The sequence below is a fragment of the Tepidimonas fonticaldi genome, assembly GCF_007556755.1.
GTDB lineage: Bacteria > Pseudomonadota > Gammaproteobacteria > Burkholderiales > Burkholderiaceae_C > Tepidimonas > Tepidimonas fonticaldi.
The window spans coordinates 1-22530 of record NZ_VJOO01000023.1 but is presented as its reverse complement, the minus strand read 5'-3'; the positions used below and the strand labels follow the sequence as shown (position 1 = coordinate 22530).

General features: G+C 69.5%; 21 protein-coding genes. 17 read left to right on the top strand and 4 right to left on the bottom strand.

What is annotated here, in order from left to right; all coding sequences use genetic code 11:
* Window positions 1-8: 8 nt before the first annotated feature.
* The 3 genes from thiD to Tfont_RS10925 are packed head-to-tail and all read left to right on the top strand — an operon-like array spanning window position 9 to window position 3143.
* Entirely contained in the window at window positions 9-878 is an 870-nt protein-coding gene (gene thiD / locus Tfont_RS10935) for a bifunctional hydroxymethylpyrimidine kinase/phosphomethylpyrimidine kinase (protein ID WP_068606595.1), read from the top strand.
* Window positions 875-2170, top strand: coding sequence for a glutamate-1-semialdehyde 2,1-aminomutase (gene hemL / locus Tfont_RS10930; protein WP_068606596.1), 1296 nt, complete (start codon window positions 875-877; stop codon window positions 2168-2170). Before thiD ends, hemL begins: the two co-directional genes overlap by 4 nt.
* Window positions 2171-2177: 7 nt before the next feature.
* Window positions 2178-3143 carry a cyanophycinase gene (locus Tfont_RS10925; protein ID WP_082955267.1) on the top strand — a complete coding sequence of 322 codons (966 nt, stop codon included), beginning with the start codon at window positions 2178-2180 and terminating at the stop codon, window positions 3141-3143.
* A 16-nt stretch (window positions 3144-3159) separates the two neighbouring features.
* Here the strand turns inward: Tfont_RS10925 and trhP are convergent, their stop codons facing one another.
* The 4 genes from trhP to Tfont_RS10905 form a co-directional block, all read right to left on the bottom strand.
* Window positions 3160-4617, bottom strand: coding sequence for a prephenate-dependent tRNA uridine(34) hydroxylase TrhP (gene trhP, locus Tfont_RS10920; RefSeq protein WP_143969470.1), 1458 nt, complete (start codon window positions 4615-4617; stop codon window positions 3160-3162).
* 87 nt (window positions 4618-4704) lie between these two features.
* Window positions 4705-7299: a bifunctional aconitate hydratase 2/2-methylisocitrate dehydratase gene (acnB, locus tag Tfont_RS10915; protein WP_143969469.1), complete on the bottom strand. Its 2595-nt coding sequence runs from the start codon at window positions 7297-7299 to the stop codon at window positions 4705-4707.
* Between the two features lie 26 nt (window positions 7300-7325).
* Window positions 7326-8339, bottom strand: coding sequence for an HpcH/HpaI aldolase/citrate lyase family protein (locus tag Tfont_RS10910; protein WP_068606602.1), 1014 nt, complete (start codon window positions 8337-8339; stop codon window positions 7326-7328).
* Between the two features lie 17 nt (window positions 8340-8356).
* Window positions 8357-9343 carry a malate dehydrogenase gene (locus Tfont_RS10905; RefSeq protein WP_068606604.1) on the bottom strand — a complete coding sequence of 329 codons (987 nt, stop codon included), beginning with the start codon at window positions 9341-9343 and terminating at the stop codon, window positions 8357-8359.
* A gap of 104 nt (window positions 9344-9447) precedes the next feature.
* On the opposite strand from Tfont_RS10905, the gene Tfont_RS10900 reads away from it, so the two are divergent.
* The 14 genes from Tfont_RS10900 to Tfont_RS10835 all read left to right on the top strand — a co-directional run.
* The gene (locus Tfont_RS10900; protein WP_143969467.1) at window positions 9448-10266 is read left to right on the top strand and encodes a GntR family transcriptional regulator; all 819 of its coding nucleotides are present in this window, start codon (window positions 9448-9450) and stop codon (window positions 10264-10266) included.
* A 152-nt stretch (window positions 10267-10418) separates the two neighbouring features.
* Window positions 10419-10850 (top strand): succinate dehydrogenase, cytochrome b556 subunit, encoded by a 432-nt coding sequence (sdhC, locus tag Tfont_RS10895; protein ID WP_068606606.1) that lies wholly within the window; start codon window positions 10419-10421, stop codon window positions 10848-10850.
* Window positions 10851-10875: 25 nt separating this feature from the next.
* Complete coding sequence (gene sdhD, locus Tfont_RS10890) at window positions 10876-11241, top strand: succinate dehydrogenase, hydrophobic membrane anchor protein (RefSeq protein ID WP_068606608.1); 366 nt, start codon at window positions 10876-10878, stop codon at window positions 11239-11241.
* 3 nt (window positions 11242-11244) lie between these two features.
* The gene (gene sdhA / locus Tfont_RS10885; RefSeq protein ID WP_143969465.1) at window positions 11245-13050 is read left to right on the top strand and encodes a succinate dehydrogenase flavoprotein subunit; all 1806 of its coding nucleotides are present in this window, start codon (window positions 11245-11247) and stop codon (window positions 13048-13050) included.
* A 24-nt stretch (window positions 13051-13074) separates the two neighbouring features.
* The gene (locus tag Tfont_RS10880; RefSeq protein WP_068606612.1) at window positions 13075-13776 is read left to right on the top strand and encodes a succinate dehydrogenase iron-sulfur subunit; all 702 of its coding nucleotides are present in this window, start codon (window positions 13075-13077) and stop codon (window positions 13774-13776) included.
* Window positions 13777-13801: 25 nt separating this feature from the next.
* Window positions 13802-14098, top strand: coding sequence for an FAD assembly factor SdhE (locus Tfont_RS10875; RefSeq protein ID WP_068606613.1), 297 nt, complete (start codon window positions 13802-13804; stop codon window positions 14096-14098).
* Between the two features lie 27 nt (window positions 14099-14125).
* On the top strand, window positions 14126-15436 hold the full coding sequence (gene gltA, locus Tfont_RS10870) for a citrate synthase (RefSeq protein ID WP_143969463.1): 1311 nt from the start codon (window positions 14126-14128) through the stop codon (window positions 15434-15436).
* A gap of 112 nt (window positions 15437-15548) precedes the next feature.
* Complete coding sequence (leuC, locus tag Tfont_RS10865; protein WP_068606616.1) at window positions 15549-16970, top strand: 3-isopropylmalate dehydratase large subunit; 1422 nt, start codon at window positions 15549-15551, stop codon at window positions 16968-16970.
* 16 nt (window positions 16971-16986) lie between these two features.
* Window positions 16987-17115 (top strand): entericidin A/B family lipoprotein, encoded by a 129-nt coding sequence (locus Tfont_RS10860; RefSeq protein ID WP_068606618.1) that lies wholly within the window; start codon window positions 16987-16989, stop codon window positions 17113-17115.
* Window positions 17116-17769: a 3-isopropylmalate dehydratase small subunit gene (gene leuD / locus Tfont_RS10855; RefSeq protein WP_068606620.1), complete on the top strand. Its 654-nt coding sequence runs from the start codon at window positions 17116-17118 to the stop codon at window positions 17767-17769.
* Between the two features lie 73 nt (window positions 17770-17842).
* A complete protein-coding gene (gene leuB, locus Tfont_RS10850) occupies window positions 17843-18913 on the top strand; it encodes a 3-isopropylmalate dehydrogenase (protein WP_143969461.1) in 1071 nt (356 codons plus the stop codon).
* A 13-nt stretch (window positions 18914-18926) separates the two neighbouring features.
* Complete coding sequence (locus Tfont_RS10845; protein ID WP_143969459.1) at window positions 18927-19649, top strand: glutamine amidotransferase; 723 nt, start codon at window positions 18927-18929, stop codon at window positions 19647-19649.
* A 249-nt stretch (window positions 19650-19898) separates the two neighbouring features.
* A complete protein-coding gene (asd, locus tag Tfont_RS10840) occupies window positions 19899-21017 on the top strand; it encodes an aspartate-semialdehyde dehydrogenase (protein WP_143969457.1) in 1119 nt (372 codons plus the stop codon).
* 190 nt (window positions 21018-21207) lie between these two features.
* The coding region (locus tag Tfont_RS10835) for a type IV pilus assembly protein FimV (protein ID WP_313906463.1) at window positions 21208-22530 on the top strand (1323 nt) is incomplete at its 3' end.

Sequence of the window (22530 nt, the reverse complement as noted above, 5' to 3'; positions counted from 1 at the left end):
CGCGCCCCATGCCCGAGACCCCGACCGCTGCCAGCGAAGCGCCGGCCCGCCCGCCCTGCGTGCTGTGCTTCAATGCCAGCGACCCGAGCGGCGCCGGCGGACTGGCGGCCGACCAGACCGCCATCGCCAGTGCGTCGTGCCATGTGCTGCCGGTGGCCACCTGCGTGTGGCTGCGCGACACGCGCCACCTGCACGGCCACTATGCGCTGGAGGCCGACTGGATCGACGATCAAGCCCGCGCCGTGCTGGAAGACGTGTCCGTGGCGGCGATCAAGGTCGGCTTTGCCGGCAGCCCGGCCGGACTGGCCGCCATCGGCGCCATCCTGAGCGACTACGACGAACTGCCCGTGGTCACCTACCTGCCCGAGCTGGCCTGGTGGACCGACGGCGAGCGCGAGGCCTACCTGGAAGCCTGCGAGGCCCTGGTGCTGCCCCAGACCGATGTGCTGGTGGGCAACCACCACACCCTGGCGCGCTGGCTGCTGCCCGATTGGGACGACGAGCGCCCGCCCGGCCCGCGCGACATCGCCCGCGCCGCCGCGGTGCACGGCGTGCCCTACACCCTGGTCACCGGCCAGGCGCGCGGCGAGCGCATCGACAACCACCTGGCCTCGCCCGAGGTCGTGCTCGCCCACGCCGAGTTCGAGCGCATCGACGCCACCTTCATCGGGGCCGGGGACACGCTCTCCGCCGCCCTGACCGCGCTGCTGGCACACGGCAGCGAGCTCTCGCAAGCCGGCGCCGAGGCGCTGGGCTACCTGGACCAGGCGCTGGCCAATGGCTTTCAGCCCGGCATGGGCCACGCCGTGCCCGACCGACTGTTCTGGGCCGACGACGACAGCGCCGACGCCCCGGACGAATCCTCTCCCTCACCATGACCGACCGCAATCAACTCTTGTTCGACCGTGCCAAGGCCGTCATCCCCGGCGGCGTCAATTCGCCGGTGCGCGCCTTCCGCGCCGTCGGCGGCACGCCGCGCTTCATCACCCGCGCCGAGGGCCCCTGCTTCTGGGACGCCGACGGGCGGCGCTACATCGACTACATCGGCTCCTGGGGGCCGATGATCCTCGGCCACGGCCACCCCGAGGTGCTCGAGGCGGTGCAGGCCGCCGTGCGCGACGGCTTTTCGTTCGGCGCGCCCACCGAGCGCGAGATCGAGTTGGCCGAAGAAATCATCCGCCTGCTGCCGAGCCTGGAGATGGTGCGCCTGGTCAGCTCCGGCACCGAGGCCGGCATGAGCGCGATCCGCCTGGCGCGCGGCGCCACCGGCCGGCCCAAGATCATCAAGTTCGAGGGCTGCTACCACGGCCATGCGGATGCGCTGCTGGTCAAGGCCGGCTCCGGGCTGGCCACTTTCGGCCACCCCACCAGCGCCGGTGTGCCGCCGGAGGTGGTGCAGCACACGCTGGTGCTCGAATACAACAACGTCGCGCAGCTGGAGGCGGCGTTCGCCGAGCACGGGCCGCAGATCGCCGCGCTGATGATCGAGCCGATCGCCGGCAACATGAACTTCGTGCGTGCCAGCGTGCCGTTCATGCGCCGCTGCCGCGAACTCTGCACACAGCACGGCGCGCTGCTGGTGTTCGACGAGGTCATGACCGGCTTTCGCGTCGCGCTGGGCGGCGCGCAAAGCCTCTACGCGCGCCTGATCCCGGGCTTCGAGCCGGACATGACGGTGATGGGCAAAGTCATCGGCGGCGGCATGCCGCTGGCGGCCTTCGGCGGCAAGCGCGCGGTGATGGAGCAGCTGGCCCCGCTCGGGCCGGTCTACCAGGCCGGCACGCTGTCGGGCAACCCGGTGGCCACCGCCTGCGGGCTGGCCACGCTGCGCCTCATCCAGCGCCCGGGCTTCTTCGAGCAGCTCGCGGCGCGCACGCGCGCGCTGGTCGAGGGCCTCAAGGCCGAGGCCGACCGCGCCGGCGTGCCGTTCAGCGTCGACAGCGAAGGCGGCATGTTCGGCTTCTTCCTGCTGCCGCAGCTGCCGCAGAACTACGCCCAGGTCATGGCCAGCGACGCGCCGCGCTTCAACCGCTTCTTCCACGGGATGCTGGAGCGCGGCGTCTACTTCGCCCCGGCGCTGTACGAGGCCGGCTTCGTCAGCGCCGCGCACGGCGAGGCCGAGATCGAGGCGACGCTGCAGGCCGCGCGCGCCGTTTTGGCCACCCTGTAAGCCACGCATGCCCACCCGTCGCGACTGTGTGTTGGGCCTGGCGGGCGGTCTGGCTGCGGGACTGACCGGGCTGATGGGCCTGCCCGGCGCCGGGTACGCCACCCCGGCCCGCCGCCGCTACGGGCATCTGATCGCGGTCGGCGGGGCCGAGGACCGCCAGCGCGACCGCCTGATCCTGCGCCGTTTCATCGAGCTCAGCGGCGGCCCGCAGGCACGGCTGCTCCTGCTCACCGCGGCCAGCGGCGATCCGGCCGGCGCCTGGGAGGGCTACCGCAGCGTCTTTGCCGAGCTGGGCGCGCAGCGGGTCGAGCCCATCGACTTCCGCACGGCGGAAGAAGCCAACGACCCCGCGGCGGTGCAGCGCATTCTGGACGCCGACGGCGTCTACATCAGCGGCGGGGACCAGCGGCGGCTGATGTCCGTGCTTTGGGAGTCGCAGGCCGCGCGCGCCCTGCACCTGGCCTTCCATGTGCGCGGCTGCTGCATCGGCGGCACCAGCGCGGGGGCGGCGGCGCTGTCGCGGCAAATGCTGGCCATCGGCGAGCCCACGCTGCGGCCGTACCGCGACGCGGTGTCGCTCGACATCGGCCTGGGGCTGCTCGCCAGCGCCATCATCGACCAGCATTTCAACGAACGGCACCGCCTCGGGCGGCTGCTGTCGGCGCTCGCCCTGCGGCCGGACCTGCTGGGGGTGGGCATCGACGAGGACACGGCGTTGGTGATCGAGCGCGGACGGTCCATCGAAGTCCTGGGCAACGGTGCCGTGACCCTGGTGGACGGCCGGCAAATGCGCTCCAACGTGCGCGAGGTGGACCCCGAGGAGCCGCTGACGCTGCTGGACGTGCGGGTGCACCTGCTGCCCGCCGGCACGCGCTACGAGGTGGTGGACACCGACCCCGACACGCCCGCCCCGCCCCCGGCCCTGCGGCAGGCGCTGGAGCTGCTGGTGCGCCCCGGCCCCATCCGGGGCTGAGGCGCGGCGCGCCCCATCAGAGCAAACGGGCCAGCAGGGCGCCGTCGGCCGGCCCCTCCAGCGGCACCCACACGCGCAGCGGATTACCGGCCGCAACCTCGATCGCGCGCCCCTCGGCGTCCTGCATCGCCGCCAGCGTCACGATGCGGTTGCCGCGCGGGTGGATCACCTCCAACCGGTCGCCCACGGCAAAGCGGTTTTTGGTCTCCACCTCGGCCCAGCCGTCGGCACGCACGCCGACGACGTCACCCACATACTGACTGCGGGTGGGCGCGGAGTGGCCGCTGGCGTAGTTTTGATAGTCCTGCGCCGGCCGGCGCTCCAGCAGGCCGCTGGTGTAGCCGCGGTTGGACAAGCCATCCAACTCCGCCAACAGGCTGGGGTCGAACGGCCGGCCCGCCACCGCTTCGTCGATCGCGCGCCGGTACACCTGCGCCGTGCGCGCCACATAGTAGGCGCTCTTGGTGCGGCCCTCGATCTTGAGCGAATCGACACCGATGCGCACCAGCCGCTCCACATACTCCACCGCGCGCAGGTCGCGGCTGTTGAGGATGTAGGTGCCGTGCTCGTCCTCCATCACCGGCATCAGCTCGCCGGGGCGCGAGGCCTCCTCCAACAGCCAGACGCGGTCCGCGAGCGGGTGGCGCCGCCCGTCGCCGGTGGTGGACGGCGCCGGCTCCCACTGCGCCTCGGCCTGCGCCTGCTCGCGCGCAAAGTCGAAGTCGGCGCCCAAGCGGCCGGCCTCGCCCTCGCCGTCCGCGCCCGCCGCGCTGCGGCATCCGGCGCCACAGCCCACAGCGCCCAGCGGCTGCACGTCGCCGGCGTCGGTCTCGCCGGCCGCGTGCGTGCGGTAGCCCCAGCGGCAGGCGTTGGTGCACGTGCCCTGGTTGGGGTCGCGCCGGTTGAAGTAGCCGCTCAGCAGGCAGCGCCCGGAGTAGGCAATGCACAGCGCCCCGTGCACGAACACCTCCAGCTCCACGTCCGGGCAGGCGTCGCGGATCTGCGCGATCTCCTCCAGGCTCAGCTCCCGGCTCAGGATGATGCGCGACACCCCGGCGCGCTGCCAGAACTTCACCGCTGCCCAGTTGGTCGTGTTGGCCTGCACCGACAGGTGGATCGGCACCTCGGGCCAGCGGCCGCGCTCCATCTCCTCGCGCACCAGCATGATCAGGCCCGCGTCGGCCATGATCAGCGCATCCGGCCGCAGCGCCACCACCGGCGCCAGGTCGCGCAGGTAGGTGCGCACCTTGTCGTTGTGCGCGATCAGGTTGCTGGTCACAAAGAAGCGCTTGCCGCGCGCGTGCGCTTCGGCAATGCCCTGGGCGATCTGCTCCAGGCGGAATTCGTTGTTGCGCGCGCGCAGCGAATAGCGCGGCTGGCCGGCGTAGACGGCGTCGGCGCCGAAGTCGAAGGCCGCGCGCATGCGCGCCAGCGAGCCGGCGGGCAGCAGCAGTTCGGGAATGCGCAAAGTCATGCGTAATGGTAGCGGCACGCCGCCGAGCAGGGGAAACACGAAAAACGGCCCCCGAGGGGGCCGCTCAGCAGGGCAAACGCCGTGGGGTCAGACCGTCACGGCCTTGGCGGTTTCCGCGTACTCCTCGATCTGGTCGAAGTTCATGTAGCGGTACACCTCGCCGGCCTTCTGGTTGATCACGCCCATCTCGGCGTGGTACTCGGCCGGGGTGGGCAGGCGCCCCAGGCGGGACGCGATGGCCGCCAGCTCGGCCGAGGCCAGGAACACGTTGGTGTTCTTGCCCAGGCGGTTGGGGAAGTTGCGCGTGCTGGTGGAGACGACCGTCGCGCCCTCGCGCACCTGCGCCTGGTTGCCCATGCACAGGCTGCAGCCGGGCATCTCGGTGCGCGCACCGGCCGTACCGAAGGCGGCGTAGTGGCCTTCCTTGATCAGCTCGTTCTGGTCCATCTTGGTCGGCGGCGCCACCCACAGGCGTACCGGGATGTCGCGCTGGCCATGCAGCAGCTTGGCCGCCGCGCGGAAGTGGCCGATGTTGGTCATGCACGAGCCGATGAAGGCCTCATCGATCGGGGTGTTCTGCACCTCGGACAGGAACTTGGCGTCGTCCGGATCGTTGGGGCAGCACAGGATGGGCTCCTTGATCTCGTTGAGGTCGATCTCGATCACCGCGGCGTATTCGGCGTCGGGGTCGGCCTCCAGCAGCTCCGGCTTGGCCAGCCAGGCCTCCATCGCCTTGATGCGGCGCGCCAGCGTGCGGGCGTCCTGGTAGCCGTCGGCGATCATGTTCTTGAGCAGCACGATGTTGCTCTGCAGGTACTCGATGATCGGTTCCTTGTTGAGCTTGATCGTGCAGCCCGCCGCCGAGCGCTCCGCCGAGGCGTCGGACAGCTCGAACGCCTGCTCCACCTTCAGATCGGGCAGGCCCTCGATCTCCAGGATGCGGCCGGAGAAGATGTTCTTCTTGCCCTTCTTCTCCACCGTCAGCAGGCCCTGCTTGATGGCGTAGAGCGGAATCGCGTGCACCAGGTCACGCAGCGTGATGCCGGGCTGCATCTGGCCCTTGAAGCGCACCAGCACGCTCTCGGGCATGTCCAGCGGCATGACGCCGGTGGCGGCGGCAAACGCCACCAGCCCGGAGCCGGCGGGGAAGCTGATGCCGATCGGGAAGCGCGTGTGGCTGTCGCCGCCCGTGCCGACCGTGTCCGGCAGCAGCATGCGGTTGAGCCACGAGTGGATGACGCCGTCGCCTGGGCGCAGGCTGACGCCGCCGCGGCTGCTGATGAAGGCCGGCAGCTCGCGGTGCATCTTGACGTCCACCGGCTTCGGATAGGCCGCGGTGTGGCAGAACGACTGCATCACCAGGTCGGCCGAGAAGCCCAGGCAGGCCAGGTCCTTCAGCTCGTCGCGCGTCATCGGGCCGGTGGTGTCCTGGCTGCCGACGGTGGTCATCTTCGGCTCGCAGTAGGTGCCGGGGCGGATGCCCTTGCCTTCCGGCAGTCCGCAGGCGCGGCCGACCATCTTCTGCGCCAGCGTGTAGCCCTTGCCGGTGTCCACCGGGGCCTTCGGCAGGCGAAAGACCGTGGAAGCCGGCAGACCCAGGAACTCGCGCGCCTTGGCGGTCAGCCCCCGGCCGATGATCAGGTTGATGCGGCCGCCGGCGCGCACCTCGTCCAGCAGCACCTCGCTCTTGAGCTGGAAGGTGGCGATGACCTCGCCGTTCTTCTCGATCTTGCCGTCGTAGGGGTAGATGTCGATGACGTCACCGAACTCGATCCTGCTGACGTCCACCTCGATCGGCAGCGAGCCGGAGTCTTCCTGCGTGTTGAAGAAGATCGGCGCGATCTTGCCGCCCAGCGTCACGCCGCCGTAGCGCTTGTTCGGCACGTACGGGATGTCGTGCCCGGTCCACCAGATCACGCTGTTGGTGGCCGACTTGCGGCTGGAGCCGGTGCCGACCACGTCGCCGACGTAGGCGACCAGGTGCCCCTTTTCTTTGAGCTTTTGCAGCACGCTGATCGGGCCGCGCTTGCCGTCCTCGTCCGGCTCGGACGGCGCGTCCGGGCGCTTGTTCTTCAGCATCGCCAGCGCGTGCAGCGGGATGTCCGGGCGGCTCCAGGCGTCCGGCGCAGGCGACAGGTCGTCGGTGTTGGTCTCGCCGGGCACCTTGAAGGCGGTGACGGTGATCTTCTTGGGCACCTCCGGGCGCGACAGGAACCACTCCGCATCCGCCCAGCTCTGCATGACGGCGCGCGCATGTGCGTTGCCGGCCTGCACCTTCTCGGCCACGTCGTGGAAGGCGTCGAACATCAGCAGCGTCTTCTTCAGACCCTCGGCTGCGATCGTCGCCACCTCGGCGTCGTCCAGCAGGTCGATCAGCGGCTTGACGTTGTAGCCGCCCACCATCGTGCCCAGCAGCTCGGTCGCCTTGGCCTTGCTGATCAGCCCGACCTGGATGTCACCGTGCGCCACCGCGGCCAGGAACGACGCCTTGACCTTGGCCGCGTCGTCCACCCCCGGAGGCACGCGGTGCGTCAGCAGGTCCAGCAGAAACTGCGGATCCTCGCCCGCGGGCGGGTTCTTGATCAGCTCGATCAGGTCGGCCGTCTGCTGCGCATTCAGCGGCAGCGGCGGGATGCCCAGCGCGGCGCGCTCGGCCACATGGTCACGATAGGCTTGCAACATGGTGTGTGCTCCAGTCGGTGGAAATCTCATCGAAAGTGGCCGCGCACCGTCTCGGGCAGCGCCACGCCGGTGGCGTGGGCCCGCTCCAGCACCTGCCAAAAGTAGCGGAAAGACGCGCGGTCGTGCAAATGACCCTGGTGGGATATCGGCGCCCAATCGGCCGCGGCGGCGCGGTCGATGATCTCGGCGGCCTGCTCGACCTCATCGGGCCGCGGCCGAAACGCCGCGACGATGGGCTCGATCTGGTCGGGGTGGATGCTCCACATGCGCGTGTAGCCAAAGGCCCCGGCGGCACGCTCGGCGGCGCGCCGCACCGCGTCACGGTCGCGGAACTCGGTGACCACGCAGTGCGACGGCACCTTGCCGTGCGCGTGTGCGGCGCTGGCGATCTCCAGCTTGGCGCGACAGACCAGCGGGTGCTCGAACTGGCCCTGCACCGTCATCGCCGCGGCGGGGATCGCCCCGCCGTGCGCCGAGACGAAGTCCATCAGCCCGAAGCTCAGCGACGCCACACGCGGCTGCGCGGCGATGTCGAACGCCCGATGCACCGCCGCCGGCGACTCGATCAGCACATGCAGCGGCAGCGCGGGCGCGCCGGCCGCATCGACCGCTGCCACGGCGCGCGCCACGTCGGCCACCGACTCGACCTTCGGGATCATCAGGTGCGTCAGGCGCGCGCCGACGGCGCCGACGATGGCGGCCACGTCGGCCTCGAACGCCGGATGGCCCACCGGATGCACCCGCACGCCCACGCGCGGCGGCACCGGCGCGGCCCAGTCCAGCCCGCGCACCAGTTCGACCACCAGCGCGGCGTGATCGGCCTCGCCCCCCACCGGGGCGCCGTCCTCGCAATCCAGCGTGACGTCGAACAGACACGTCCCGTGGCGCGCGGACCACTCGGCCTGCAGGGCCAGGCTCTTGCGCATGCGCGCCTCGACGCCCGCATAGTGGTCGCAGGCGGGCAGCCAGACGGCCCCGGCCTGGGCCCCGAGCAAGACCTCGCGCGGATGGCGCGAGGAGGCCGACGGGGGCGTGGGCATGCGCGCGTCCGTCCCGGTCAGATCAGGTGCGCGACGCCCTGGCGCTCTTCTTCCAGCTCGGCCAGCGTCTTGTTCAGGCACTGCTGGCTGAACTCGTCGATCGGCAGGCCTTCGACCACCGTGTACTCGCCATTGGCGCAGGTGACCGGGAAGCCGAACATCACGTCCTGCGGAATGCCGTACCAGCCCTGCGACGGGATGCCCATGGTCACCCACTTGCCGTTCGTGCCCAGCGCCCAGTCGCGCATGTGGTCGATGGCGGCGTTGGCGGCCGAAGCGGCCGACGACAGGCCGCGCGCCTCGATGATGGCCGCGCCGCGCTTGCCGACGGTGGGCAGGAAGACGTTGCGGTTCCAGTCCTCGTCGTTGATCATCGCCTTGACCGACTGGCCCTCGATGGTGGCGAAGCGGTAGTCGGCGTACATCGTCGGCGAGTGGTTGCCCCACACGCACAGCTTTTCGATGCTGGAGACGGGCTTGCCGGTCTTGGCGGCGATCTGCGACAGCGCCCGGTTGTGGTCCAGGCGCAGCATGGCGGTGAAGTTCTTCGCCGGCAGGTCCGGGGCCGACTTCATGGCGATGTAGGCGTTGGTGTTGGCCGGGTTGCCCACCACCAGCACCTTGACGTTGCGCGACGCCACGGCGTTGAGGGCCTTGCCCTGCACCGTGAAGATTTGTGCATTGGCGGCCAGCAGGTCCTTGCGCTCCATGCCCGGGCCGCGCGGACGCGCGCCGACCAGCAGCGCGTAGTCGGTGTCCTTGAACGCGCCCATCGGGTCGCTGTGCGCCTCCATGCCCGCCAGCAGCGGGAAGGCGCAGTCCTCCAGCTCCATCATCACGCCCTTGAGGGCCTTTTGCGCCTTCTCGTCGGGAATCTCGAGCAACTGCAGAATCACCGGCTGGTCTTTGCCCAGCATCTCGCCGGAGGCGATGCGAAACAGCAGCGCATAACCAATCTGGCCGGCGGCACCGGTGACGGCCACGCGGACGGGCTTTTTGCTCATGGAAATCTCCAATGGGGAACGTGGGGATGAACCCCGCGAGTGTACTCTGGTAAACCCGGGGGCGTCAATTTGTCTTATGTCTTATATAAGATATGATTGCGGTCATGAAACCCGACGGCCTGTCCGCCCGCCCCCCGACCCCCGCCCTGGGCGCGGAGGGCTCGGCCGTCGCGGCCGCGCCTGCCGCCGGCACCTCCACGCCCGCCTTCAGCCCGCTCTATCAGCAGATCAAGACGCTCATCCTGCACAGCCTGCAGGCCGGCGAGTGGAAACCCGGCGACCTGATTCCCAGCGAAATCGAGCTGGCCGCGCGCTTCAAGGTCAGCCAGGGCACGGTGCGCAAAGCCATCGACGAGCTGGCCGCCGACAACCTGCTGGTGCGCCGGCAAGGCAAAGGCACCTTCGTCGCCACCCACGCCGAGCAGCACATCCAGTACCGCTTTCTGCGCCTGCACCCCGATGTGGGCACGCTGGACAGCGAAGGCCCCGCGAAGCGCGAGGTGCTGGGCTGCCGGCGCATGCGCGCCAGCGCCGAGGTGGCCGCCGCCTTGCAACTGCGCGCGGGGGATGCGGTGGTGCAAGTCAGCCGCGTGCTGTCCTTCCAGGGCACCCCGACGATTCTGGAGGACCTCTGGCTGCCGGGCAGCGCCTTTCGCGGCCTGACGCTGGAGACGCTGTCCGAGCACGCCGGCCCCATGTATGCCCTGTTCGAGACGCAATTTGGCGTGCGCATGGTGCGCGCCGAAGAACGCATCAAGGCGGTCGCCGCCAGCGAGACGGCTGCCGAGCGCCTGCAGGTCCCCGCCGGCACCCCGCTGCTGAGCGTGGAGCGCCTGGCCTACACCTACAACGGTGTGCCGATGGAGCTGCGCCGCGGCCTGTATCGCACCGACCGGCACCACTACCGCAACGAGCTCAGCTAGCCCCTTCCCGCCACCCCTTCGTCATGCTGCATTGCAATAGAATGTGACAGTTCCCCGTCAGCGACCCGATGAACCATAACGAGTTCGCCGTCATGGCCGCCAACGGCCTTGCCGACCATGGTGGCACGTTCTGACCCCCAGGAGAAAACCCCATGACGCCCTTGCGCCCTGCGCGGCCCGAGTTCCGCAACATCAACGCCTTCAAGGACCTGACGACGTACCGCCTGCCGCCGGCGGGCTGGGTGTCGATCCTGCACCGTGTCAGCGGCGCCCTGATGTTCTTGCTGCTGCCGTTCGTGGTCTGGATGATGGACACCTCGCTGTCGTCGGAGCTGTCCTACGGCAGCTTCACGGCGGCGTTCTCCGCGGGGATCGGGTTCGTGCCCGGCTGGTTCGTCAAGCTGGTGGCGCTGGCGCTGATCTGGGCCTATCTGCACCACTTCTGCGCCGGCGTGCGCCACCTCATCATGGACGCCACCCACAAGGTGGACAAGGCCTACGGCCGCTCGTCGGCCATCGTCACGCTGGCGCTGAGCCTGGGCCTGACGGTCGTGCTGGGCGCCAAACTGTTCGGCCTGTACTGATTCCCCCCTGACGGAGTAACGACAAATGGCGGTCAACTACGGCTCCAAGCGCGTCGTCACCGGCGCCCACTACGGCCTGCGCGACTGGATGGTCCAGCGCGTCACGGCGGTGCTCATGGCCCTCTTCACCGTGGTCCTGCTGGCGCAGGTCATCTTCACCTCCGGCCCCATCGGGTACGAAACCTGGGCCGGCATCTTTGCGGCGCAGTGGATGAAGTTCCTCACCTTCGCCGTGGTGATCGCGTTGGTGTGGCACGCCTGGGTGGGTGTGCGCGACATCTGGATGGACTACGTCAAACCCGTGGGCCTGCGCCTGGCCCTGCATGTGTTCACCCTCGTCTGGCTGGTCGGTTGCACGGGCTGGGCGTTTCAAGTGCTTTGGAGGCTGTAAGCCATGACCCTGACTGCGAACCTTCCCCGCCGGCGCTTCGACGTGGTGATCGTCGGCGCCGGTGGCTCCGGCATGCGCGCGTCGCTGCAACTGGCGCGCGCCGGCCTCAACGTCGCGGTGCTGTCCAAGGTGTTCCCGACGCGCTCGCACACGGTCGCCGCGCAGGGCGGCATCGGCGCGTCGCTGGGCAACATGTCCGAGGACAACTGGCACTACCACTTCTACGATACCGTCAAGGGCTCGGACTGGCTCGGTGACCAGGACGCCATCGAGTTCATGTGCCGCGAGGCGCCCAAGGTCGTCTACGAGCTGGAGCACATGGGCATGCCGTTCGACCGCAACCCGGACGGCACCATCTACCAGCGCCCGTTCGGCGGCCACACCGCCAACTACGGCGAGAAGCCCGTGCAGCGCGCCTGCGCCGCCGCCGACCGCACCGGCCACGCGATGCTGCACACGCTGTATCAGCAGAACGTCGCCGCGCGCACCACGTTCTTCGTCGAGTGGATGGCGCTGGACCTGATCCGCGACGCCGACGGCGACGTGGTGGGCGTGACGGCACTCGAGATGGAGACCGGCGACGTCTACATCCTGGAGGCCAAGGCCACGCTGCTGGCCACCGGTGGCGCCGGGCGCATCTACGCCGCCAGCACCAACGCCTTCATCAACACCGGCGACGGGCTGGGCATGGCCGCGCGCGCCGGCATCCCGCTGCAGGACATGGAGTTCTGGCAGTTCCACCCGACCGGCGTGGCCGGCGCGGGCGTGCTGCTGACCGAGGGCTGCCGCGGCGAGGGCGCCATCTTGCTCAACAGCAACGGCGAGCGCTTCATGGAGCGCTACGCGCCGACGCTGAAGGACCTGGCGCCGCGCGACTTCGTCAGCCGCTGCATGGACCAGGAGATCAAGGAAGGCCGCGGCTGCGGGCCGAACAAGGACTACATCCTGCTCAAACTCGACCACCTGGGCCCGGAGACGATCCACAAGCGCCTGCCGTCGGTGTACGAGATCGGCATCAACTTCGCCAACGTCGACATCACCAAGGAGCCGATCCCGGTGGTGCCGACCATCCACTACCAGATGGGCGGCATCCCGACCAACATCAACGGCCAGGTCGTCGTGCCGGACGGCCAGGGCGGCCAGAAGGTGGTGAACGGCCTGTACGCGGTCGGCGAGTGCTCCTGTGTGTCGGTGCATGGCGCCAACCGCCTCGGCACCAACTCGCTGCTGGACCTGCTGGTGTTCGGCCGCGCGGCCGGCAACCACATCGTGGCCCACCTCGATCGCGGTCGCGAGCACAAGGATCTGCCCAAGGACGCCGCCGATCGCACGCTGGAGCGGCTCAGCCGCCTGGAATCGCGCACCGACGGCGAGTATGCGCAGGCCGTGGCCAACGACATCCGCGCCACCATGCAGCAGCACGCGGGCGTCTTCCGCACCCAGGCCAGCATGGACGAGGGGGTGTGCAAGATCAACGCGCTGCGCGAGCGCGTCGGCGCCATCGTGCTCAAGGACAAGTCCAAGGTGTTCAACACGGCGCGCGTGGAGGCGCTGGAGGTCGAGAACCTCATCGAAGCCGCCCAGGCCACGATGACGTCCGCCGCCGCCCGCCAGGAATGCCGCGGTGCGCACACCGTCAAGGACTACGAGCGTGGCCCGGACGACGCCGAGTGCCCGCTGGGCCGCAACGACAAGGTGTGGATGAAGCACACCCTGTGGCACAGCGCCGACAACTCCCTGACCTACAAGCCGGTCAACCTCAAGCCGCTGACGGTCGAGTCGATTCCGCCCAAGGTCCGCACGTTCTGACGTCCCCACGCCGGAGGTTTTTCCATGGCCAAACGCATCTTCAAGATCTACCGTTACGACCCGGACAAGGACGCCAAGCCCTACATGCAGACGCTGGAGGTGGAACTGACCACCGAGCGCATGCTGCTGGACGCGCTGATCAAGCTCAAGGAAATCGACCCGACGCTGGCGTTTCGCCGCTCGTGCCGCGAGGGCGTCTGCGGCTCGGACGCGATGAACATCAACGGCAAGAACGGGCTGGCGTGTCTGACCAACCTGCGCACGCTGCCCGACACCATCGTGCTCAAGCCCCTGCCGGGCCTGCCCGTGGTGCGCGACCTGATCGTGGACATGACGCTGTTCTTCAAGCAGTACCACTCGATCAAGCCGTACCTGATCAACGAGACCCAGCCGCCCGAAAAGGAGCGCCTGCAGTCGCCCGAAGAGCGCGAAGAGCTCAACGGCCTGTACGAGTGCATCCTGTGCGCCAGCTGCTCCACCAGCTGTCCGAGCTTCTGGTGGAACCCGGACAAGTTCGTCGGCCCGGCGGGCCTGCTGCAGGCCTACCGCTTCATCGCCGACAGCCGCGACCAGGCCACCAGCGAGCGCCTGGACAACCTGGAAGACCCGTACCGGCTGTTCCGCTGCCACACCATCATGAACTGCGTCGATGTGTGCCCCAAGGGCCTCAACCCCACCAAGGCCATCGGCAAGATCAAGGAACTGATGGTGCGCCGCGCCGTCTGACCGCCCCGCGCTCACGAACCCGGCCATGGACGACCGCGCACGGCTCGACGAACGCCAGCTCAGCAAGCTGCGCTGGCGTTGCCGCCGCGGTCTGCTCGAAAACGATCTGTTCATCGAGCGCTTCTTCGATCGGCACGGCGAGGCCCTCACCGTGCGGCAGGCCCGCGGCCTGGAAGCGCTGATGGACCTGAGCGACAACGATCTGCTCGACCTGTTGCTGCGCCGCCGCGAGCCCGACGGCGCGCTGGCGACCCCCGAGGTCGTCGACGTGCTGGCCCTGCTGCGCACCCCGCCGCGGGCCGACGCGCCGTCATCCCCGTAGCTCCCCCGCTAGACCCAAGGAATCCGCATGAAACTGCAAGACCACAAAGCCACGCTGTCGTTTTCCAACGGCGCGCCCAGCGTCGAGCTGCCGATCTACTCCGGCACCGTGGGTCCGGACGTGATCGACATCCGCAAGCTCTACGCCCAGACCGGCATGTTCACCTACGACCCCGGGTTCCTGTCCACGGCGTCGTGCCAATCGTCCATCACCTACATCGACGGCGACAAGGGCGAGCTGCTCTACCGCGGCTACCCCATCGAGCAGCTCGCCACGCAGTGCGACTACCTCGAGACCTGCTACCTGCTGCTGTACGGTGAGCTGCCCAACGAACACCAAAAAGCCGACTTCAGCAAGCGCGTGACCATGCACACCATGGTCAACGAGCAGATGCAGTTCTTCCTGCGTGGCTTCCGGCGCGATGCGCACCCGATGGCGGTGCTCACGGGCCTGATCGGCGCCATGTCGGCCTTCTACCACGACAGCACCGACATCAACAACCCGCAGCACCGCGAGATCGCGGCCATCCGCCTGATCGCCAAGCTGCCCACCCTGGTCGCCATGGCCTACAAGTACGGCATCGGCCAGCCGTACATGTATCCGCGCAACGACCTGAGCTACGCGGGCAACTTCCTGCGCATGATGTTCGGCACGCCGTGCGAGGAGTACAAAGTCAACCCGGTGCTCGAGCGCGCGATGGACCGCATCTTCATCCTGCACGCGGACCACGAGCAAAACGCCTCCACCTCCACCGTGCGCCTGTGCGGCAGCTCCGGCACCAACCCGTTTGCGGCCATCGCCGCGGGCGTGGCCTGCCTGTGGGGCCCGGCCCACGGCGGCGCCAACGAGGCCTGCCTGAACATGCTGGAAGAAATCCAGGCCATGGGCGGCGTGGACAAGATCGGTGAATTCATCGCCAAGGTCAAGGACAAGAACTCGGGCGTGCGCCTGATGGGCTTTGGCCACCGCGTCTACAAGAACTACGACCCGCGCGCCAAGCTGATGCAGGAGACCTGCAACGAAGTGCTGGGCGAGCTGGGGCTGGAAAACGACCCGCTGTTCAAGCTGGCCAAGACGCTGGAGAAGATCGCGCTGGAAGACGACTACTTCGTGCAGCGCAAGCTCTACCCCAACGTGGACTTCTACTCCGGCATCGTGCAGCGCGCCATCGGCATCCCGGTCAACCTGTTCACCGGCATCTTCGCGCTGGCGCGCACGGTGGGCTGGATCGCCCAGCTCAACGAGATGATCGGCGACCCCGAGTACAAGATCGGCCGTCCGCGCCAGCTCTTCACCGGTGCGGCCAAGCGCGACGTCGTGCCGATCGCCCAGCGCTGATCGACCCGGGCGGCGGTGCCCGCGGGATGGTCCCCGGCACCGCCGTCGACGCGCCCCGTTCATCGCGGTCTAGGCCTACAATGGCAGGCCGCCCACGCCTATCCCCTCCGCCATGGGACGCACCCTTTACGACAAGATCTGGGACGAGCACGTCGTCCACACCGAGGAGGACGGCACCGCCATCCTCTACATCGACCGCCATCTGGTGCACGAGGTGACCAGCCCGCAGGCCTTCGAGGGACTGCGCGTGGCCGGCCGCAAGCCGTGGCGCGTGTCGTCGGTGGTCGCCACCGCCGACCACAACACCCCCACCACCGGCTGGGAGCACGGCTACGACGGCATCGCTGACCCGATCAGCAAGGAGCAGATCGTCACGCTGGATGCCAACATCCGCGAGTTCGGGGCGGCGGCGTATTTTCCGTTCCTGAGCAAGCGGCAGGGCATCGTGCACGTCATCGGGCCGGAAAACGGCGCCACCCTGCCCGGCATGACGGTGGTGTGCGGCGACAGCCACACCAGCACCCACGGCGCGTTCGGTGCGCTGGCGCATGGCATTGGCACCAGCGAGGTCGAGCATGTGCTGGCCACGCAGACGCTGCTGGCCAAAAAGGCCCGCAACATGCTGATCCGCGTGGAGGGGACGCTGCCGCGCGGCTGCACGGCCAAGGACATCGTGCTGGCCATCATCGGCCGCATCGGTACCGCCGGCGGCACCGGCTACACCATCGAGTTTGGTGGCAGCGCCATCCGCGCGCTGAGCATGGAAGGCCGCATGACGGTCTGCAACATGGCCATCGAGGCGGGCGCGCGCGCCGGCCTGGTGGCGGTGGACGACAAGACCCTCGAGTACGTGCGCGGTCGGCCCATGGCCCCCAGCGGGGTGGAGTGGGATCAGGCCGTCGCCCATTGGCGCACCCTGCACTCCGACCCCGATGCCCATTGGGACGCCGTGGTCGAGCTGGATGCCGCCCAGATCCTGCCTCAGGTCACCTGGGGCACCTCGCCCGAGATGGTACTGCCCGTGACCGAGCGCGTGCCCGATCCCGACAAGGAGAAGGACCCCGTCAAGCGCAGCGCCATGGAGCGCGCCCTGCAGTACATGGGCCTGCAACCGGGCAAACCCCTGACCGACATCGCCGTGGACAAGGTGTTCATCGGCTCGTGCACCAACAGCCGCATCGAGGACATGCGCGAAGCGGCGGCCGTGGTGCGCAAACTCGGCCAGAAGGTGGCGCGCAACGTCAAGCTCGCGATGGTCGTGCCCGGATCGGGTCAGGTCAAGGAGCAGGCCGAGCGCGAGGGACTGCACGAGATTTTCCGCGCCGCGGGCTTCGAGTGGCGCGAGCCCGGCTGCTCGATGTGCCTGGCCATGAACGCCGACCGGCTGGAGCCCGGCGAGCGCTGCGCCTCGACCAGTAACCGCAACTTCGAAGGCCGCCAGGGTGCGGGCGGGCGCACGCACCTGGTCAGCCCGGCCATGGCGGCGGCAGCCGCCATCCACGGCCACTTCGTCGACGTACGCCAGATCGTCTAACCCCCAGGAGCTCACCATGAAACGCGCGCTGTGCTGCACCCTCGCCTGTCTGGGCCTGCTGCTTGCGGGCTGCAACACGGTTCAGGGGCTCGGCAAGGACATCCAGAAAGGTGGCCAGGTCATCCAGGACGCTGGCAAGAAGTAAATGGAGCGCTTCACCATCCACAAAGGGCTCGTCGCGCCCATCGACCGGGAAAACGTCGACACCGACGCCATCATCCCGAAGCAGTTTCTGAAGTCGATTCGCAAGACCGGCTTCGGCCCCAACCTGTTCGACGAGTGGCGCTATCTGGACCAGCCGGGCCAGCCCGGCGTACCGGAAAGCCAGCGTAAGCCCAACCCGGACTTCGTGCTCAACCAGCCGCGCTACCAGGGGGCCAGCATCCTGCTGGCGCGCAAGAACTTCGGCTGCGGCTCCAGCCGCGAGCACGCGCCGTGGGCGATCCAGCAGTATGGCTTCCGTGCGCTGATCGCGCCGAGCTTCGCCGACATCTTCTTCAACAACTGCTTCAAGAACGGCCTGCTGCCGATCGTGCTGCCAGAGGCCACGGTCGACCGCCTGTTCCACGAGGTGCACGCCTTCCCCGGCTACGAGCTGACGATCGACCTGGAGCGCCAGGTCATCGTACAGCCCGACGGCGCCGAGATCCCGTTCGAGGTGCAGCCGTTCCGCCGCTACTGCCTGCTCAACGGGCTGGACGACATCGGCCTGACGCTGCGCCACGCCGACAAGATCCGCGCCTTCGAGGCCGAGCGGCTGGCCCGCTTCCCGTGGCTGGCGCGCACCTTCGCTGGCTGACCGGGCGCCCCATGCTCCCCCGCGCGGCAGGGCCTGCCCCCGGCCGCGCCTTCCCCATGACATCAGGACATCCATGAAGATCGCCATCCTGCCCGGTGACGGCATCGGGCCCGAGATCGTCGCCGAGGCCGTCAAGGTGCTCAAGGCGCTGGCCCTGCCGCTGGAGATGGAGACCGCCCCGGTGGGCGGCGCCGCCTACGAGGCCGCCGGCCATCCGCTGCCGGAGGCGACGCTCAAGCTCGCGCAGCAGGCGGACGCGGTGCTGTTCGGCGCCGTGGGCGACTGGAAGTACGACACGCTGCCGCGCGCGCTGCGGCCGGAGCAGGCCATCCTGGGCCTGCGCAAGGCGCTCGGGCTGTTCGCCAACTTCCGCCCGGCGATCTGCTACCCGCAGCTGACGCACGCCTCCAGCCTGAAGCCGGAGCTGGTGGCGGGGTTGGACATCCTGATCATCCGCGAACTGACCGGCGACATCTACTTTGGCCAGCCACGCGGGCGACGGGCCGCGCCGGACGGCCCGTTTGCCGGTGCCGAAGAGGCGTTCGACACGATGCGCTACAGCCGGCCCGAAATCGAGCGCATCGCGCGCGTGGCGTTCGAGGCCGCGCGGCAACGCAACCGCAAGGTCACCAGTGTCGACAAGGCCAACGTGCTGGAAACCTTCCAGCTCTGGAAGGACGTCGTCACCGAGGTGCACCGCGACTACCCCGACGTCGAGCTCGACCACATGTACGTGGACAACGCCGCGATGCAGCTGGTCAAGGCGCCCAAGAAGTTCGACGTCATCGTCACCGGCAACATGTTTGGCGACATCCTGTCGGACGAGGCGGCGATGCTGACCGGCTCGATCGGTATGCTGCCGTCGGCCAGTCTCAACGAGCGCGGCCAGGGGCTGTACGAGCCCAGCCACGGCAGCGCGCCCGACATCGCCGGCAAGGGCGTGGCCAACCCGCTGGCCACCATCCTGTCGGCGGCGATGATGCTGCGCTACTCGCTCAAGCAGCCCGAGGCGGCCGAGCGCATCGAGGCCGCGGTGCAGAAGGTGCTGGCCGACGGCCTGCGCACCGCCGACATCGCCAGCGACGGCTGCGCCGTCGTCGGCACCGCGGCGATGGGCGACGCGGTGGTGCGGGCGCTGGGGTGACCGCCGGGGTGACGTGAAGCCGATCTGGATCATCAAGGCGGGCGAGACCTTGGCGGATCTGGCCCGCACGCACGGCGATTTCGAGGACTGGATCGCCGCCGGGCTGGCGGGCGGGCCGCTTCCCGTGCAGGTCCATGATGCCCGTGCGGGCCTGCCGCCCGCGCCCGATGCCATGGCGGGCGCAATCGTCACCGGCTCGCACGCCATGGTGTCGGAGCGTGCGGCGTGGAGCGAGGCCCTGGCCGCGTGGCTGCGCGACGCCGTGGCCGCCGAATGTCCCGTGCTGGGCATCTGCTACGGCCACCAACTGTTGGCGCACGCCCTGGGGGGCGAGGTCGGCTACCGCCCGCAAGGGCCGGACGTGGGGACGGTGAACGTCGAACGGTATCCGGCCGCGCAGACGGACCCGCTGTTCGGGGCGTTGCCTGCGCGTTTTGCCGCCCCCATGGTGCATCTGCAAAGCGTGGTGCGGTTGCCCTCGACGGCCGTGGCTCTGGCCCACCATGCGCAGGAGCCACACGCGGCGTTTCGGGTCGGCCCGTGTGCCTGGGGCGTGCAGTTCCACCCCGAGTTTTCGCTGCCCGCCGTGCAAGCCTATGTGGACCACCTGGCCGAGACGCTGCGCCAACACGGCATGGATCCGGCCAGCGTGCGCGACGCCCTGCAACCCACCCCCCACGCCGCCGCGCTGCTGCCGGCATTTGCCGATTGGGCGGTCGCCCGCGCGGCCCGCTGACCGGCCGGCGCGGGTTGTCAGCGTGGCATCAGGTCGCATCCGGTAGAATCGGTCCATCATGCCCGCGCCCTGCCCGTTCCAGCTGAACCCCGCTGCCGCCCCGGCCGCGGTGGGCGCGCGCGCCACCACCAAAACCACGACCACCATTACCGGCTGATTCCAGCCTGGTTCGTCGTGCGCCCACACCGGCCAGACGAGCCGGGCAGCAGAAGGGTTTCCCCCACTTCCTCTACTGAAAGGGCACACGCGATGAGCAACGTTGGCAACAAGGTCGGCCTGGTCGGCTGGCGCGGCATGGTCGGCTCGGTCCTGATGGACCGCATGATCGCCGAAGGCGACTTCGACCTGATCGAGCCGATCTTCTTCTCGACCTCCAACGCCGGCGGCCCCGCCCCGGCGCAGGCCAAGGCGCACAAGACGCTGCGCGACGCGCACGACCTGGCCGCGCTGGCCGAGTGCGACATCGTCATCACCTGCCAGGGCGGCGACTACACCAAGGAAGTGTTCCCCAAGCTGCGTGCCGCCGGCTGGCAGGGGCACTGGATCGACGCGGCCAGCGCGCTGCGCATGGAGCCGGACGCGGTCATCGTCCTCGACCCGGTCAACGAGCACGTCATCCGCAAGGCGCTGGCCGCCGGTGGCCGCAACTGGATCGGCGGCAACTGCACCAACTCCATCCTGCTGATGGGGCTGGGCGGCCTGTTCCGCGAGAACCTGGTGGAGTGGGTCAGCTCCATGACCTACCAGGCCGCCAGCGGCGCCGGCGCCAACAACATGCGCGAGCTGCTCAAGGGCATGGGCGTGATCCACGGCGCGGTGGCTGACCTGCTGGCCGACCCCGCCTCGGCGATCCTGGAGATCGATCGCAAAGTCGCGCAGGCGATCCGCGAGGACGTGCCGACCGAGTTCTTCGGCGCGCCGCTGGCCGGCAGCCTCATCCCCTGGATCGACGTGCAGCTGCCCAACGGCCAGTCCAAGGAGGAGTGGAAGGGCCAGGCGGAGGTCAACAAGATCCTCGGCACCGAGCAGACCATCCCCGTCGATGGCCTGTGCGTGCGCATCGGCGCCATGCGCTGCCACAGCCTGGCGCTGACGCTCAAGCTCAAGCGCGACCTGCCGCTGGAGGAGATCGAGGCCATCATCAAGAGCGGCAACCCCTGGGTCAAGTGGGTGCCGAACGACCGCGCCCTCACCGTCAAGGAGCTGACCCCGGCCGCCATCACCGGCGGGCTGCAGGTGGGCGTGGGCCGCGTGCGCAAGCTCAACATGGGGCCGGAGTACGTCTCGGCCTTCGTGATCGGCGACCAGCTGCTGTGGGGCGCGGCCGAGCCGCTGCGCCGCATGCTGCGCATCCTGCTCGGGGCCTGACGGCGGTATAGTCGGGGCATCCCGGTGCGCCTGGCCCGCAGGGCGTTGCTCGGCTGCAACGCCCTGCGGATCGGCGGGAGGGCGACGGGTGGCGCGCGGCGGTTGCGGCACGCCGTCAGCTTGTCGCCGTAACACATTGATGCTAAGGTGTTTTGACGCCGCTTCCGTGATGCGCCCACAAAGGATCCCTGTGCCGAAACCCCGCTCCTCCCCGCGCCCGCCATCCCTGCCGACCGTCGGCCGCCCGGCTGGCGGCGGGGGGTGGTGTGCGGGCGGTGCTTGGCGGGGCATCGCCTTGGCGGCGGCACTGGCCTCGACCCTGGCGGGCAATGCGTGGGCCCTGGCGCTGGGTCGCGTGGCGGTCCAGTCGCAACTGGGCGAGCCGCTGCGCGCCGAAATCGAGGTGCCCGCCATCACCGACGCCGAGGCCGCCAGCCTGCAGGTCGGCATTGCACCGGCGGAGCGTTTTCGCGCCGCCAATCTGGAATTCAACGCCCTGCTGCAGGACGTGTCGCTGGAGGTGCAGCGGCGCACGGACGGGCGCACGGTCATCGTGGTGCGCAGCGCCCGTCCGGTGTCCGAGCCTTTCCTCGATCTGGTGGTGCAGGCCCGCTGGGCGGGCGGCGAACTGCTGCGCAGCTACACCCTGCTGTTCGATCCGCCCAACCTGCGCCCGCCCACCCCGGTGGCACCGGCCGTCACGGCCGCGCCCCCTACCCCGGCCGCCCCCATCGTGACGGACGTGCGGCCGGCGCAACCGGTGCCCCCTGCCCAGCCGTCGGCGGCGGCCCCCGGCACGCCCCCGCGCGCTGCGTCGACCGACCGGCCCGCCGCCCAGACCGCCACCGCGCCCAAGCAAATCACCGTCAAACCGGGGGAAACGGCCGGTCGCATCGCCGCGGAGCACAAGCCGGCCGACGTCACGCTGGAGCAGATGCTCGTCGCGCTGCTGCGCGCCAATCCCCAGGCCTTCATCCGCAACAACATCAACCTGGTGCGCGCGGGCGCGGTCATCGATCTGCCGGACACCGCGGGGGCGGCCGCTGTCGATCCGCAAGAAGCGCGCCGCATCGTCGCCGCGCAGACGCGGGACTTCAACGAATACCGCCGGCGTCTGGCTGCCGCCGCCCCGGCGCAGGAGGCGCCCCCGGCCTCGCGCACGGCGACCGGCGCCGTGCAGGCGGCCGTGGCCGAAGACAAACCGCAAGCCAGCGCCCAGGACAAGCTCACCCTGACCAAGCCCGGCGCCCCGGCACCGGCCGAGGCCCAGATCGCCGAAGCGCGCCAGCGCGGCGAGACCGAGCAGCGCGTCGCCGAGCTGAACCGCAACCTGCAAGAGCTGGAGCAACTGCGCCAGGCGGCGTCGGCCCCAGCCAGCGCACCCACCACGGCCCCTGCGACCGGCGCGGCCCCGGCGGCCACCGCGGGCGACGGAGCCGGCCCCCAGGTGCCCGCGTCGCCACCGGCACCGCCCGCCGCGCCGGTCGCAGGGGCCGTGGTGGGTGCGCTGGCT

Bases quoted from the DNA above. Each gene is read 5' to 3' on its own strand.
- thiD (WP_068606595.1), top strand. From the start codon at position 9: ATGCCCGAGACCCCGACCGCTGCCAGCGAAGCGCCGGCCCGCCCGCCC.
- hemL (WP_068606596.1), top strand. From the start codon at position 875: ATGACCGACCGCAATCAACTCTTGTTCGACCGTGCCAAGGCCGTCATC.
- Tfont_RS10925 (WP_082955267.1), top strand. From the start codon at position 2,178: ATGCCCACCCGTCGCGACTGTGTGTTGGGCCTGGCGGGCGGTCTGGCT.
- trhP (WP_143969470.1), bottom strand. From the start codon at position 4,617: ATGACTTTGCGCATTCCCGAACTGCTGCTGCCCGCCGGCTCGCTGGCG.
- acnB (WP_143969469.1), bottom strand. From the start codon at position 7,299: ATGTTGCAAGCCTATCGTGACCATGTGGCCGAGCGCGCCGCGCTGGGC.
- Tfont_RS10910 (WP_068606602.1), bottom strand. From the start codon at position 8,339: ATGCCCACGCCCCCGTCGGCCTCCTCGCGCCATCCGCGCGAGGTCTTG.
- Tfont_RS10905 (WP_068606604.1), bottom strand. From the start codon at position 9,343: ATGAGCAAAAAGCCCGTCCGCGTGGCCGTCACCGGTGCCGCCGGCCAG.
- Tfont_RS10900 (WP_143969467.1), top strand. From the start codon at position 9,448: ATGAAACCCGACGGCCTGTCCGCCCGCCCCCCGACCCCCGCCCTGGGC.
- sdhC (WP_068606606.1), top strand. From the start codon at position 10,419: ATGACGCCCTTGCGCCCTGCGCGGCCCGAGTTCCGCAACATCAACGCC.
- sdhD (WP_068606608.1), top strand. From the start codon at position 10,876: ATGGCGGTCAACTACGGCTCCAAGCGCGTCGTCACCGGCGCCCACTAC.
- sdhA (WP_143969465.1), top strand. From the start codon at position 11,245: ATGACCCTGACTGCGAACCTTCCCCGCCGGCGCTTCGACGTGGTGATC.
- Tfont_RS10880 (WP_068606612.1), top strand. From the start codon at position 13,075: ATGGCCAAACGCATCTTCAAGATCTACCGTTACGACCCGGACAAGGAC.
- Tfont_RS10875 (WP_068606613.1), top strand. From the start codon at position 13,802: ATGGACGACCGCGCACGGCTCGACGAACGCCAGCTCAGCAAGCTGCGC.
- gltA (WP_143969463.1), top strand. From the start codon at position 14,126: ATGAAACTGCAAGACCACAAAGCCACGCTGTCGTTTTCCAACGGCGCG.
- leuC (WP_068606616.1), top strand. From the start codon at position 15,549: ATGGGACGCACCCTTTACGACAAGATCTGGGACGAGCACGTCGTCCAC.
- Tfont_RS10860 (WP_068606618.1), top strand. From the start codon at position 16,987: ATGAAACGCGCGCTGTGCTGCACCCTCGCCTGTCTGGGCCTGCTGCTT.
- leuD (WP_068606620.1), top strand. From the start codon at position 17,116: ATGGAGCGCTTCACCATCCACAAAGGGCTCGTCGCGCCCATCGACCGG.
- leuB (WP_143969461.1), top strand. From the start codon at position 17,843: ATGAAGATCGCCATCCTGCCCGGTGACGGCATCGGGCCCGAGATCGTC.
- asd (WP_143969457.1), top strand. From the start codon at position 19,899: ATGAGCAACGTTGGCAACAAGGTCGGCCTGGTCGGCTGGCGCGGCATG.